Genomic DNA, 13,425 nt, shown 5'->3' with positions numbered 1-13,425 from the left:
GTTCATTCGTGTGAATGAAACACGAGATTCGCGGAGATTTTGGTGTAACATACCCAATATTTTCCTGCGACCATTGCTAAATAGACTATCATAAATCCGCATAAACCTTTTCGCTTCTCTGAATTTTGTTCAGCGTGCATAAGGATAAAATTTACCGTTGTCGCGGGGATGCTTGGTAACCGGTGTGAGGCGGTCTCCGCTTCCCGGACAGTCGGCCAAGCTTGGTTCGATCTTGCCTCCTTCGGGCTTACGTTCCCGTTCCTTGGCCATCTCGAAGACCTCCAGCTGCAGTTTAATCAGGTGAAGTTCAATTTTTCTCAGTTTAGTGTCTAATCGAACGGGGCCGCGCTCCAATTTCCACAACAGAGAAATGAGGTGTTCATTTCTGATTCGCAGATTTCGTTTCGTAAAGTCCTCACCTTTGCCATAGGTAACCCGCAGGATTTTTGACCATCTACTGCCATGCTGGCGCAACACAATGCGACTTGCGATGTTTGGCGTTGGGGAGCACCGCGCTGCCACGCGGCAATAGCCGGGCATTGTCCGATCGCCCGGCACTTCGGTCAGGAGCGATACAGCATGCCCGACGACCAGAATCGCAAGGGTGCCGTCAAAAATCCGGCACAGGATTCCGACAGCGCCGCCGGGTACCGTGAGCAAGGACCGTCGGACGCCCGGTCGGGGGCCGCCGAAAAGCCCGGCTTCATCCGACGTCATGCGCGAGCGATCGGTATCGGGCTGGTGGCCGCGGTCCTGTTGACGGTAGGCGGCTATTTCTACTGGCAAACCAACATCTACCCCTTCGAATCCACGAACGACGCTTTCGTCGCTTCGCGCCCGTTCCCCGTGGCGGCAAGGGTGACCGGCTATGTGGTGGAGGTGGCGGTCGACGGCAACCAGCGTGTGAACACGGGCGACCTGCTGTTTCGCATCGATGCGCGCGACTATCAGGCGGCGGTGGAACAGACGCAGGCGGAGATCGACTCCGCCACTTCGGCCATCGGCAGCTATGATGCGCAGATTGCCGCCCAGCGCGCCCAGACCGAACAGGCCAAGGCGGAAGTGGCGCAGGCCGAGGCCGCGGTCGGTTTCGCGAAGGAGAATGCGGAACGCTACGGCGATCTGGAGGCCCGTGGCGTCGGAACGGTTCAGCAGGCGCAGCAATCGGCCGCCACCCTTCGTGAGGAGCAGGCAAGGCTGAACAGCGCCAACGCCGCGGTGATCGCCGCCGAACGGCAGGTTGCGGCGCTGCAGGCCCAGCGGACCAGTGCGGTCGCCGATCTGGCGCGGGCGAAGGCGCAGATGATCCAGGCCCAGTTGAACCTGAGCTATACCAATGTCACGGCGGCGCAGCCGGGCTGGGTGGTGCAGATCAGCGGTGCCGTCGGCGAATTCGCGCAGGCCGGCCAGAGCTTGGCGATGTTCGTGCCCGACGACATCTGGGTAACCGCGAATTTCAAGGAAACGGCGATCAACGACCTGCGGCCGGGCCAGCCTGTGGACATCCTCGTCGACGCCTACCCCAACCATAAGATCACAGGTCATGTGAACAGCGTGCAGCCCGGTTCCGGCACAGCGTTCTCCCTGCTGCCGCCGCAGAACGCCACCGGCAATTACGTCAAGGTGGTCCAGCGGGTGCCGGTGAAGATCGTCGTCGACAAATGGCCGGAAGACATCATCATCGGCCCCGGCCTGTCGGTGGTCCCGACGGTGAGGGTGCGATGAGCGCGGCAACCGCCGACGCCGTTCCGGTGGGAGATGAGGGATTCGATCCGGCACGGAGTGCTGCGGGCGGGCGGAACCCATGGCTGATCGCCGTTGTGGTGTCCATCGCCACCTTCATGGAGGTGCTGGACAGCACCATCGCCAATGTGGCGTTGCGCTATATCGCCGGCTCGATGGGGACCAGCTACGACGATGCGTCCTGGGTGGTCACCTCCTATCTAGTGGCCAACGCCATCGTGCTGACGGTCAGCAGCTTCATCTCCAAACGCTATGGCCGCAAACCCTTCTATCTGGTTTGCCTGGGAGTGTTCACCCTCAGCTCGATTGCCTGCGGCTTCGCGTGGGACATGGATTCGCTGCTGTTCTTCCGGGTGCTGCAGGGCTTCGCCGGCGGCGGCATGGTGCCGATCTCCCAATCGATCCTCGCCGACAGCTTTCCACCATCCAAGCGCGGTCAAGCTTTTGCCATCTTCGGCATCGCGGTGGTCGTGGCACCGGTGGTGGGGCCGGTGGTGGGCGGCTGGCTGTCGGACAATCTGTCCTGGCACTGGTGTTTCCTGATCAACGGACCGGTCGGTGTCGTGGCCTTCATCCTGGTCGGCCTGCTGGTGCAGGAACCGCAGGCGGCCGTCGAGGAGCACGAAAGGCTGAAACGGCAGGGTGTGCGGATGGACGTCGTGGGCTTCCTTCTGGTGGCGACCTTTCTCGGTTCGCTGCAGGTGGTGCTGGCCCGTGGGCAAACCCTCAACTGGTTCGCCTCCGAGTTCATCGTGATCTTTACCGTGATCTGCGTCGTCTCCTTCTTCCTGATGATCCCGTGGGAGATGACGCGCGAAAACCCGATTCTCGACTTGCGGATGGTCGTGACGCGGCAGTTCGGATCCTGTTTCGTGGTGATGCTGGCGATCGGCGCCATCCTGATCGCGACGACCCAGTTCCTGCCTGAACTGGTTCAGCAATTCTACGGCTACACCGCCTTGTTGGCCGGTCTGACCATGTCGCCGGGCGGTGTGGTGACCTTTGTGTCGATGCTGGTCGTCGGACGGCTGACCAACAGCGTCCAGCCGAAGTACCTGATCGCCGCCGGAGCCGCAATCGTGGCGTTCTCGATGTGGGATCTGACGCGGCTGAATCCGGATTCCACCTTCTGGTACTTCGCCTGGTCGCGCATCTATATCGGCATCGGCCTGCCGCTGATCTTCCTCCCGATTACCGCGGCGTCCTATTACGGCATCCCGCCGGACAAGACCGACCAGGCGTCCGCCCTGATCAACGTGGCGCGGAACATTGGCGGCTCGATCGGGGTGTCGATCTCGCAGAATGTTCTGGCTGTCCGCGAGCAGTTCCACCACAGCCGGCTGGTCGAAAACATCATCCCGTCCAATCCGGCCTATCAGGAGACGCTGGACATGATGAGCCGTTATTTTTCCGATGCCGGCGGCGGGGCGGTGGCCGCAAAGGAGCGGGCCATCGCCTTCATCGGAGAGCAGTTGCAGGCACAGGCGGGATACATGGCCTACATCGACGTGTTCTACGTGCTGATGCTGCTCTCCCTCGCGGCGATTCCACTGGCGCTGATTCTCCGGCGGGTGAACTGATACCGCCGCGCCCCACCCTCATCGGCTATCCGTGGCTCCCTTGTGTCAATGCTTAGGCGCGGCGCTATTTAGGGCCCGTTGATCGCCCGGCGGATCATCTCCTGCGGCGCGTCGGCCTGCTCGGCCAGTTGCCGCGCCAGGATGACCGCCTGGGTCCGGCTGATGACGCCGAGCTTCTGCAGGATCGCCGAGACGTGGGCCTTCACCGTCCCCTCGGAAACGCCCAGCTCATAAGCGATCTGTTTGTTGATCATCCCGTCGCTCAGCATCATCAGAACGCGCGTCTGCTGCGGCGTGAGCCTGGCGATGCGCGCCGTCGCGTCCTCGTCGTCGGGGGCGGCGTGGGCGCCCGTGTTCACCCCGGCCGGCACCCAGACCTTCCCATCCAGCAAGGTGTGAAGAGCGGCGCACATAACCTCCAACGGCACCGACTTAGGGATGTAACCCGAGGCTCCGGCGCGGATGGCGCAGCGGATCACCGGCGGCTCCTCGTTTGCGGAGATGATCGCGATCGGCACGCCGGGAAACTGCGCGCACAAATAGATCAGCCCGGCGAAGCCCTGCATGCCGGGCATGTTGAGGTCGAGCAGCACGAGATCCGTCCGCGCCTCCCTCTCCAGCTCCGCGGTCGCCGCGGCGAGCGTTCCAGCCTCGACGATGTTCGCCTCGGGGAAGATCCTGACAATGACCAAGCATATGGCGTCCCGGAACATCGGATGGTCATCGGCGACGAGGATGCGTCTGGTCATGCGGTTGCACCGATAAACCAAAGTCAAATGGACGGTCCCGGTGGCCGGGCCTAGCTTGATCAACGACTAGGAAACACCCAGCGCCGGACAAACCGTAGGTCGCCCGACGGGATACCACGAACGGGGCCGCCTTGCCCCGCGGCGTGCCGAAGAATGGAACCACTTCGATGAAACGGCGCAACTTCCTGAGGCCCCTCGGCCTCGGGCTGGGCGGAGCCGCGCTCGCAATCCCAGCGATCGCGCAGGGAAGGCTCCGGCGTCGTGCCAAGCGCGCTGGCCGCCAGCGCGTCCGCCATCGGCAAGGAGGCGGCGCTGCCCTTCGACATGTCCCTGCATTCCGGCCGCCATCCCCACATTCCGGGGCGCAAATCGCCGTTGCGCTGCTGCGTCAACCGGCAGGTATGGGAATGCCCGGCCCCGGATTGCCGGGAGGCGATCGAACTGTCCTGCGCCGATGCGGTACCGCAGGCCACCAGCCGGTACGAAGCGCTCGCAAGGGATTGGATGATGCCGACAGTTCGATTGGCGGCACTCTACCGGTTCCCCGCCGATTCATCGAAGGCTTCGCAGCGAAGAGCTCCGCCGCCCTGGATTGCGGCCCAGAACCTGTTCCAAGGCGCATTCCACACGTTGCCCGTCTTGCGGATCCGGTTTCCACCGGGGGCGGCGAATGGGATGACGGCGCTGCTTGCCGTACAGGCACCCACGGGAATTTACGCGCATCGAATGAAGTCTCCCCGAACACGTCGCTGAAAGCGCGGCCCACGATCAAGCGGCCTAACTTTCAGCGCGGGATCGGCCATCGTCATTCCCGACGATGAATCCACCGGCAAGCAACTCGTTGGCTGGAAACCGCCGACCGAATTTCATGAATAAGGAGGAAAACGCATGCGAAGCCTCTTTACGTCCATACTGCTGGCCACCGCACTCGTGACTCCCGTCGCCCTTGCCCAGCAGTCGCCGTCCGCAAAGCCCAGCCAATCGTCCAGTGGCCAAACTTCCGGGAGCCAATCCTCCGGGAGCCAATCCTCCGGTCAGGCCGCCGCGAAAGCCCCCACCCGGGTGGAGGTGACGCCGGCGAATGAAATCACCGGTCAGACGGTATACAACCGCCAGGGCGATGAGGTCGGCGAAGTTGAATACCTGCTGATCGACCCGCGAACCGGAAAGGTCCAGTACGCACTGATCGGATCGGGCGGGCTGTTCGACATCGGCGAAAAAATGACCCCGGTGCCCTGGACGAGCCTCACCGTCACGCCGGGCGATGAAGATAGCACCGTGACGTTGAACGCCGATCTTGCAACGCTGCGCCAGGGACAGAGCTTTTCTCGCGAGGATCTCCAGAACCTGACCGAGCCGGTGCTCGTCACTCAGGTCAATGAACTCTACGCGTCGCAGCCCCAGTCCGCTGGCAGTACGAACGCACAGCAGGCTCAGAAGGGGGCGGGCAGCAGCGGCGCGACGAACCAGAACAGCACTGCCGGTCAGAGCAGTGCCGGCCAAAGCAATACCAGCCAGGGCCAGCAGACGCAGAACCAGCCGCAGGGGCAAAACCGAACCTCCAACCAGGCTTCGGGATCGGCCTCGAACCCACCCATGGTTCTGGTGGGAGAGGAGTTCGTCACGATTCTCGCTCCGCCGCTCCTGATTTCGCCGTCCGAGATCCGCGGCTCCACGGTCCAGACCACCACCGGTCAGGACGTTGGGGACCTCGACCGCATCATGATCGATGTCCGGCGCGGCCAGGTGGCCTACGTGCTGATCGAACACGGCGGTTTCCTCGGATTCGGGGAGAAGTGGCTGCCGGTGCCGCTCCAGGCTCTGTCCTGGTCGCCGGCTGACGAGGGGTTTGTCCTGAACGCCAACGAGCAGCAACTCAAGCAGATGCCGGGGCTTCCGAAACAGGATCTTCCGGCCCAACTCCGCATCGGCGACCTGAAGAAACTCTACGACCAGTTCGGTGTCCGGCCTTACTGGACGTAGAAGCCGGGTTGACCCGCCCAAAAGGCCGCTTTGGCGCCCGAAGCGGCCTTTTGCCTTTCCGCACAGCGCCCCACGGTGCTCGTGCACGGATGCTTGTGCATGTTCACGCCGGTACGATCGACCAGCATACGAACCGGCTCCATGGATTTTGCCGACGGAGCAAGGCCGGGACGGTAGCGGTCTTGGCCCGGCGGCTAAGCGTCGAATGACCCGGCTCCGCCAGATCGAGCCAGCGCAACCCGATGATCGAAGCCAATAGACCCTGGCAAAATGTCTGGAGCAAAAGGCCTGGGGAGCAGCAGCGGTGATGGATAGTAAATTTGATCATTTAAAGGAAATCCAGCTGCGCAATATCAACCGGCGCTGATGATCCTGGAAATATGCTGGTAATTACTCCCAATGGCGGAGGGGCCATTCATGAACTATTGGATCAGCATACTCTTTCGCGTCATTCCCCTCGCAATGGGCGCCATATGCCTTTCCTTGGGACTTTATGTTCGATCAGGCGGGGCCGATGCCGACCATTTCGTGGCGGGACATGTGCTCATGTCGCTGACGTCGATCTGCATCGCGCTTTTCACGACTGCCGCCATGATCATCCGGCAGATCACGCATACGTTCAGCCGAAGCTGGATGATCGCCCTGCCGATCCTTGGCTACACGGCTGCGCTTGTGACCGTGATCTGGGGCTTGCTGGTTCTTCGTCAGGATGGTGCGCCAAGCTTCGTGGCGGGCCACGTCGTGTTCGGGGTCGGCCTGATCGCCGCCTGTGTCAGCACTGTCGCCACCGCGTCGAGCACCTTCACCCTGATTCCGAAGAACGCACATGGCCGCCGCGAAGACGGCCCTCCGGCCGGCTCCTACAGCGCCGCGTTCGGTCGCGGGCTGATCTGCATTCCCGTTGCGGCCGCGGCTATCAGCGCCGTCTGGGCAATCATCCTGTTGATGGGCGAGGCGGAGACGCCCGACTTCGTTGCCGGCCATGTCCTGATGGGCCTCGCGGCGATCTGCGCGAGCCTGATTGCGCTGGTTTCAACGGTGGTGCGGCAGGTGCGCAACCTGTTCGACGAGGCTGAGCGTTGGGCCTGGACCTTCTGGGTCCTTCTGATGGGAACGGCAGCATTCGTGTGGGGATTGTTCGTGCTGTTCGGCTCCGATCGGCCGGAGCGGATCGCGCCCGGCTGCGTCCTGCTCGGGTTGGGCATGATATGCTACAGCATCATCTCAAAGGTTTGGCTTCTCGCGTTGGTCTGGCGGCGGGAATGCGCCCTGGCCAACCGGATACCGCTCATCCCGGTTATGACCTGCCTCGCCTGCCTGTTCTTCTCCGCTTTTCTTGCGGAAGCGGCGACCGGCGATTCCGCGTTCTTCGTTCCAGCACGAATCCTGGTCGGGTTGGGAGCCGTCTGCTTCACCCTATTTTCAATCGTCTCGATCCTTGAGGCCGGAACTTCCGGCAAGAGCTGACGGGTTCCGGCGACGTCGGTGCAAAAAGGCCGGGCCGGTGGTGTTCGGGAGGGCAAGCGGTTATAGAGGCGGCCCGCTGAAGCTGAGCCTCCGATGCCGTACAAGGCCAATGAGCCCTGCCGCCACACGATTCCGAAGGACGCTATCGTATGGAGAATTGGGCGGCCTACGATGCGGCGCTTTGCCGGCGCGGTGACTTGGCGGTGCAGGGTGACGCCGGAAGCGATCGCTGCCTGGACGCCGCCCGCCACGGGCCGACGCGGCCGACCGGGACCCTACTCCGACGTCGCCATTGAGACCGGGCAGATGCTGCGTCTGGCATTCGGCCGGCCATGGCGGCAGACCGAGGGTTTGCTGGGCTCGCTCATGCGCCTGCTCGGCCTGAACCTGGCGGTTCCGGATCACACGACCTTCTCCCGGCGCAGCGCCGATCGGGAGGTCGCGTCAGCGCTGGCCCGGACGGATGGGCCGGTCACGGTGATCATCGACTCCACCGGACTGAAGGTGTTTGGCACGGGCGAGTGGCACCTGGAAAAGCACGGCGGCCAAGCGCGCCGGGGTTGGCGCAAACTGCACCTCGGGGTCGATCCGGACACGGATGAGATCCTCGCCTCGGCGTTGACGGGCAGCGAGGAGGGGGAAGTCTCGCTGGTCGGTCCGTTGCTCGACCAAATCACGTGCTCGATCGGCGCGGTCCTGGCGGACGGCGCCTACGACGGCGAGCCCGTCTATCGTGCCATTGCCAACCGTGCACCGAACGCTGCCCGACCGCACCGCCCAGACGCTGACGGAGTGGCTCAACGACCGTGACACGGTCACGGTGATCGCCCGCGACCGTTCCACCGAGTATGCCCGCGGCAGTGCCCTAGTTGTCAGGTTGCGACACCTCCTTAGCGCTAAAAACCTTCAGCTGCGCCGCGATTTTGGTTTTGGTCAGAGAGCAGGGATCGGGAGGTCGATAGGTTGGATTGGTCAGCTCCGGCTTTGCTTTCAGGCGCTCGCTCACAACCTCGTCGGGGGATCGGCCATCCAAGACCCATTGGCGGCGAGCGTTGTATGCGAGATTGTAGCCTTTCAGCAGGCACTCCAAGGTCTGATGGGTGCCGATACACATCACCAGCACCTCCCGCCCGATACGGCCGTTGAAGCGCTCGACCATGCCGTTGGTCTTGGGGGTGTAGGGCTTGGTCTTCCGGTGCTCGATGGCAAGTGCACGACAGGCCGCCTCAAACGCGTCGGCGGTGAAGCAGCTGCCGCGATCGGTCAGGACGTGGGTGATCGTGAAGGGAAAGGCGGCGACGGCCTCCTTCAGAAAGGCAGTGGCGCAGGCCTCGGTCTCTTCGTCCTTGACCGCCAGGTGAACCCGCCGTGAGGCGCGGTCGATGGCGACGTAAAGGTAGCGCTTGCGCGGTAAGCCGCCGATAACCTGCAACTTGGGCAAATGCTTGATGTCGATGTGGAGGAAGCCGAGGTCATACTCCTTGAACTCCTTCACCTCTTTCACCGGTTTGGTCGACGGAGGCGGTGGCAGTCGGCCCAGCCCTTCGGCTTTGAGAATGCGGTAAACGGCGTCGCGGTTCAGATGCGGCAGGAAGTGGCGCAGGGTGAAGGTGAGATCGTCCAACGCAAAGCCGGTCATCCGGCGCAACTCGCAGACGATGGCGCGCTCCTCCTCCGAAGCCCGCCACCGCAGATGCTTGGGGGCGGGCGGAATGGTCCTGGCAATCCTCAACGCCCCGCCGCCGCCATTTCCGGATGGTTTCGGTGCTCACGCCATAGCGTTTGGCCAGCACGCCCGAGGGCTCGGCGGACAAGGCGATGGCGGCGCGCACGGCCGGGGTGGTGCGGGCATTGGGATGGATCTGGTACATGACGGCTCTCCATGGCCGGGAAGAAACCCGCCGTCGTTGCCATGGCAGAGGTTACCCGTTGCCGCCCCGCCATCAACCCTGGCCCTGGCGGGCCACCGCCTTACGGCGGCTCATGGGGTTGACGGCGGGACGGACGCCGGGTCGGCGTTGCTCATCATGGCTTCGACGGACAGGTCTGCGCCGAGTTCCGGCGCGCCGTCGCACGACGTCATAAGGCGTCGCTCGAACCAAGCGCCGTATTCCCAGATCGCCCAACAGCTCACGTCCCAACAACGTTCCGCAACCAAACAACTAGGGTCTGGACCCATAAAGAGCCTTTCCGGCAGGGAGCCGTTGTGATTCAACGCCGTGGAAAGGGGCTATGCGATGAGCGACGGTCAGTTCTGGTTGACGGTGGAGCAGTTCGGACGGCTTGAGCCGCACCTTCCGCGCAACACCCGCGGCAAGCCGCGCGTGGATGATCGTCGTGTGATCAGCGGAATCGTCCATGTGCTGAAGTCGGGTGGGCGCTGGACGGATGCTCCACCGGTCTACGGCCCCCGCAAGACGCTCTACAACCGCTTCGTCCGCTGGGCGGCCAAGGGCGTGTGGGAAGACATCTTCCATGCGTTGGCAGCGGCAGGTGGCCCACCGGCCCGGGTGATGATCGACTCCACGGCGGTCCGCGCCCATCGTTCGGCGAGCGGCGGGAAAGGGGGGAGCGCGCCCAGGCCATCGGACGGTCCCGTGGCGGACGAACCACCAAACTCCACGCCCTGAGCGATCCACGCGGTCGGCCGCTCGCCTTCCTGTTGACCGGCGGTCAGGTTGCCGACTGCACCGCCGCCGACCGTCTGCTCGACCGGATGCCTGCTACCGATCTCCTGCACGGCGACAAGGGCTACGACAGTGCCGCTGTTCGCCGGAAGATCGAAGAGGCGGGAGCCGCGCCCAACATCCCGCCACGCGCCAACAAGCGCTGGAAAAACTGCTTCTCTCCCTACCTCTACCGGAACCGCAACGTCATCGAGCGCATGTTCGGACGCCTCAAGGACTTCCGGCGCATCGCCACCCGTTACGACCGCTCCGCAACCAACTTCATGGCCGCCGTCCACATCGTGGCGACCGTCGCATACTGGTTATGAGTCCGGACCCTAAAGGCACAGAAAACCGACAGCAGATCAGCGGGTTTCCCCAGGGGAGATCATCGGATAAGGGTTCTGGAAACCGGCTCTAAGGGGTGGGCGGCGATGGCATGGCAGGGCTCCACCAGCAGCAATCGGGATGCCGGATCAACACCGGCGACCCCACCGCGTTGTTTCCATGGATTTGAGACCAATCCCTTCAAGATTTTTCCGGACATCTTCTCAGACGTAAAGACGACGCAAAAGATCAGCGCCAATGACAATGAGCAGGATCGCGTAGGTGATCTGCAATGTCTTCTCGTTCATCTTGTGACTGACGCTCACGCCGATCGGCGCGGCAATCGAGACTGTCGGCATCATCACAAGGAAGATGATAATATCGACATAACCGAGCGAGTAAGACGGCAGATCCTTGGCGTTCCAGCCGCCGATGATATATCCGATTGCGCCCACCGTGCCGGTGATCAGACCGGTCGCGGCCGAGATCGCTATCGCACGTTCCAGACGCATGTTGAAGGCCGAGAGGATCGGTGTTGTTAGCGTGCCGCCGGCGGTGCCGGTCATCGCAGCGATGAAGCCGACAACCGAGGAGATACCAACCATCTTTGCCCCCTTCGGCGGTTCCTGACCGAAGCAAAAGCGCCCATGACTGAACGCGATGTATAAACCTACCAGAATGATATAGATCGAGAACAGGGCTTGCAGAATTTCGGTTGAACTGAATGGCAGCAGGATCGACCCAATGGCAACGCCGATAAGAAGGCCGATAGCCCACGTTTTGAATAGCTTCATATCGAGATCGCCGAGCTTGTAGTGCTTGCGGGTCGACGTGATTGCGCTCGGTATGATGAGTGCCAGTGAGGTCGCGGCTGCTACATGCATCATCACCGGATGGGCGACGCCGAGCCAGGGGAACAAATAGATGAAGATCGGCATGCGGACGGTGCCTCCGCCGATACCGAACAGGCCCGCGACAAAGCCGGATATCAGACCAACCACTGCGAAAATGATGATGCGTAGCAGGAGGTCATCCATGGCGTGGTGTTCCTCTGCTTTTTCCTAAAGGCAAGCACATGCGTGGTGATGTCTGAGGCCGACTGCCTGAGCGGGCGTTCACGCAGGAAAGGGGAAACCGGCGCGCAACCAGCAGGACCGGTATCAGCATGACAGTGAAACAGGCCGTCAGCGTGGTCAACAGAAACGTGACGTTCGCGGCCATTTCAAGGGTCAGCAGGATCCTGCCGAACAGTGCGGCCATACCGACAACCGCAAAGCTGAATGGATACACGGTGTAGTAGGCCACCCAGTTCTCAACGCGGTTACCGGCGCGCGGGAGCTTGTGACGGCGTGGCTCAAGCCAAATGGCCTCCGGCAAACCCGGCGCGGTTTAGACAGCCAGAAGCCCGGCCTTTTTGCACCAATGTCACTACGTGTCCTGCCCCACTACGAAAGAAATGGGGAGCATACATACCATTCACGCTGATTCTATCGCCCATTGTCTATTGAATGCCATCTCCAGCGGTTTAAGATTGAAGAGACGGATGAATATCGGCGCCTGAAAGAAATATCAGCGCATAAGATACAACGCTCAAGTCAGGTGGTTTAGTCTCGAAACGATCTGTGGAGACTTCCCACTCTCAAGGCGAAGATGAAGGTTGCGGTCGTGTGCGACTTCGGCAGGTCGCTGCTGATCTAGAGCGTGGCGGTTAGAACCTGTTTGAAGACGTCTCTCATGGTCCAACGCCTTCCCACCCTCATACCAGCGTAGGTGGGGATCCAGGCTTATCTTTGAGGAACACCGCGGAAAGGCTGGTTTCCCACGTTCGCGGGAATTCCGGTGGGAAAGCGTTGAGTTTTACTGGGCAGACTTTCCAAACCGGCACCTAAGTGACGGCCAAGGTGCAAGTGAGGTCGCGCCATGCGAGATCAGGCTGACTACGCCACATCTTGCAGCCATTCAAGCCGACTTTTGCGACCTTTGCAGAGCCGCCTGCCTCGACTAGCGAAACACTGGAGAAAGCACGATGCCATCACCGAGCGAAACCCGCAAGATTTATGAAACCGGCTCCCAATTGATGCCGGAGATCCATCAAGCTCAAGATTGGCCTTACGAGGTCCCGCATATCCGATACGAGGCCCTTATATGGCCCCCACACGATGTCGGAGGGCAGCCCTCCGCGCCGCAAATATTTGAAGAAAAAGAGGACGAGGAGTGGGAGAACAACACCTACATCACCTGCGAGGTCCTCGGTTTCAGGGGCATGTGGAACGCCGAAGAAAGGCGGCGGATCTACGCCAACGATATCGGTCTGACGCTCTATTACGGCTTCCCCTACAACGCGCGCTGGATCTGGGGCGCTGCGAAGATGCTTGTCGACAAAAGATACGTCTCGCTGCTTGAGCTTCAGGAGAAAATCGGGGAGATCAGGGAACGATTGGGCGTGAACTCTGAACGCCGAGGACATGCTACGTCAAACATCAGCGCAGGCGCTCAGACCAAGTTCACCACCAACACCGGAAGTGGTAAAACCGGAACCGGGAACCGGCCCGACTATGGTCCCAAGGCTCCATGGGAAGGCACTGGTCAAATCCGGCCTGCCCGCTTCAAGGTCGGCGACCGCGTTCGCGTGAAAGATCTGCCGGCGATCTTCTACACCCGCACCCAGAAGTACGCCCGGAATATGACCGGGACGATCGCTGCCCTGACATACCCGGACCTCCTTCCTGCCGACGAAGCCTGGGAGCGATACGACGCCCCGCAGGACCAGTATTACATCGTCCGGTTTCAACAGAAAGAGCTTTGGGCGGAGTATCCGTTCGAAAACGATACCCTTCAGAGCGAATATCCGGACTTTTGGCTCGAAGCCGCGGACTGAGAGAAGCACGGCCATAGCCATAGGAGCAGAAC

Annotated in this window: 11 protein-coding genes and 2 pseudogenes; 8 read left to right on the top strand and 5 right to left on the bottom strand. The window is 61.8% G+C overall.

Annotated elements, in window-relative coordinates; translation table 11 throughout:
• Positions 1–129: 129 nt before the first annotated feature.
• Positions 130–717, bottom strand: a complete 588-nt coding sequence (locus DM194_RS28790) for a hypothetical protein (protein ID WP_246024504.1) — start codon at positions 715–717, stop codon at positions 130–132.
• A 24-nt stretch (positions 718–741) separates the two neighbouring features.
• Here DM194_RS28790 and DM194_RS21670 point away from each other — a divergent pair, with 24 nt between their 5' ends.
• The gene (locus DM194_RS21670; RefSeq protein ID WP_246024503.1) at positions 742–1,725 is read left to right on the top strand and encodes an HlyD family secretion protein; all 984 of its coding nucleotides are present in this window, start codon (positions 742–744) and stop codon (positions 1,723–1,725) included.
• Positions 1,722–3,323: a DHA2 family efflux MFS transporter permease subunit gene (locus tag DM194_RS21665; RefSeq protein ID WP_111069612.1), complete on the top strand. Its 1,602-nt coding sequence runs from the start codon at positions 1,722–1,724 to the stop codon at positions 3,321–3,323. The genes DM194_RS21670 and DM194_RS21665 overlap by 4 nt, the downstream gene beginning before the upstream one ends.
• Positions 3,324–3,391: 68 nt before the next feature.
• Here DM194_RS21665 and DM194_RS21660 read toward each other — a convergent pair whose 3' ends face one another.
• Positions 3,392–4,072 carry a response regulator gene (locus DM194_RS21660; protein WP_111069611.1) on the bottom strand — a complete coding sequence of 227 codons (681 nt, stop codon included), beginning with the start codon at positions 4,070–4,072 and terminating at the stop codon, positions 3,392–3,394.
• A gap of 261 nt (positions 4,073–4,333) precedes the next feature.
• On the opposite strand from DM194_RS21660, the gene DM194_RS28290 reads away from it, so the two are divergent.
• The 4 genes and pseudogenes from DM194_RS28290 to DM194_RS21645 form a co-directional block, all read left to right on the top strand.
• A complete protein-coding gene (locus DM194_RS28290) occupies positions 4,334–4,825 on the top strand; it encodes a hypothetical protein (protein WP_162630150.1) in 492 nt (163 codons plus the stop codon).
• Positions 4,826–4,960: 135 nt separating this feature from the next.
• Positions 4,961–6,055, top strand: coding sequence for a PRC-barrel domain-containing protein (locus DM194_RS21655; RefSeq protein ID WP_111069610.1), 1,095 nt, complete (start codon positions 4,961–4,963; stop codon positions 6,053–6,055).
• A 417-nt stretch (positions 6,056–6,472) separates the two neighbouring features.
• Positions 6,473–7,522, top strand: a complete 1,050-nt coding sequence (locus DM194_RS21650) for a DUF2776 family protein (RefSeq protein ID WP_111069755.1) — start codon at positions 6,473–6,475, stop codon at positions 7,520–7,522.
• 93 nt (positions 7,523–7,615) lie between these two features.
• Positions 7,616–8,284 (top strand): annotated as a pseudogene (locus DM194_RS21645) (IS5 family transposase); the annotation flags it as partial.
• A gap of 103 nt (positions 8,285–8,387) precedes the next feature.
• Here the strand turns inward: DM194_RS21645 and DM194_RS21640 are convergent.
• Positions 8,388–9,393 (bottom strand): annotated as a pseudogene (locus DM194_RS21640) (DDE-type integrase/transposase/recombinase).
• Between the two features lie 366 nt (positions 9,394–9,759).
• Between DM194_RS21640 and DM194_RS21635 the strand changes: the two are divergent.
• Positions 9,760–10,517, top strand: a protein-coding gene (locus DM194_RS21635; protein ID WP_111069609.1) for an IS5 family transposase whose coding sequence is annotated in 2 segments (ribosomal slippage) — positions 9,760–10,093 and positions 10,093–10,517 — 759 coding nt in all. Because the reading frame shifts where the segments join, the coding sequence is not laid out codon by codon here.
• 222 nt (positions 10,518–10,739) lie between these two features.
• Here the strand turns inward: DM194_RS21635 and DM194_RS21630 are convergent.
• Positions 10,740–11,552 carry a sulfite exporter TauE/SafE family protein gene (locus DM194_RS21630; protein ID WP_111069608.1) on the bottom strand — a complete coding sequence of 271 codons (813 nt, stop codon included), beginning with the start codon at positions 11,550–11,552 and terminating at the stop codon, positions 10,740–10,742.
• Positions 11,545–11,820: a hypothetical protein gene (locus DM194_RS28285; RefSeq protein ID WP_162630149.1), complete on the bottom strand. Its 276-nt coding sequence runs from the start codon at positions 11,818–11,820 to the stop codon at positions 11,545–11,547. Before DM194_RS28285 ends, DM194_RS21630 begins: the two co-directional genes overlap by 8 nt.
• 721 nt (positions 11,821–12,541) lie before the next feature.
• Between DM194_RS28285 and DM194_RS21625 the strand changes: the two genes are divergently transcribed.
• Complete coding sequence (locus tag DM194_RS21625; RefSeq protein ID WP_111069607.1) at positions 12,542–13,393, top strand: SH3-like domain-containing protein; 852 nt, start codon at positions 12,542–12,544, stop codon at positions 13,391–13,393.
• Positions 13,394–13,425: the final 32 nt, after the last annotated feature.

Source organism: Azospirillum ramasamyi, from assembly GCF_003233655.1.
Lineage (GTDB): Bacteria > Pseudomonadota > Alphaproteobacteria > Azospirillales > Azospirillaceae > Azospirillum > Azospirillum ramasamyi.
This window is presented reverse-complemented; position numbering and strand designations above follow the sequence as displayed.

Bases quoted from the DNA above. Each gene is read 5' to 3' on its own strand.
- DM194_RS28790 (WP_246024504.1), bottom strand. From the start codon at position 717: ATGACGTCGGATGAAGCCGGGCTTTTCGGCGGCCCCCGACCGGGCGTC.
- DM194_RS21665 (WP_111069612.1), top strand. From the start codon at position 1,722: ATGAGCGCGGCAACCGCCGACGCCGTTCCGGTGGGAGATGAGGGATTC.
- DM194_RS21660 (WP_111069611.1), bottom strand. From the start codon at position 4,072: ATGACCAGACGCATCCTCGTCGCCGATGACCATCCGATGTTCCGGGAC.
- DM194_RS21655 (WP_111069610.1), top strand. From the start codon at position 4,961: ATGCGAAGCCTCTTTACGTCCATACTGCTGGCCACCGCACTCGTGACT.
- DM194_RS21650 (WP_111069755.1), top strand. From the start codon at position 6,473: ATGAACTATTGGATCAGCATACTCTTTCGCGTCATTCCCCTCGCAATG.
- DM194_RS21630 (WP_111069608.1), bottom strand. From the start codon at position 11,552: ATGGATGACCTCCTGCTACGCATCATCATTTTCGCAGTGGTTGGTCTG.
- DM194_RS21625 (WP_111069607.1), top strand. From the start codon at position 12,542: ATGCCATCACCGAGCGAAACCCGCAAGATTTATGAAACCGGCTCCCAA.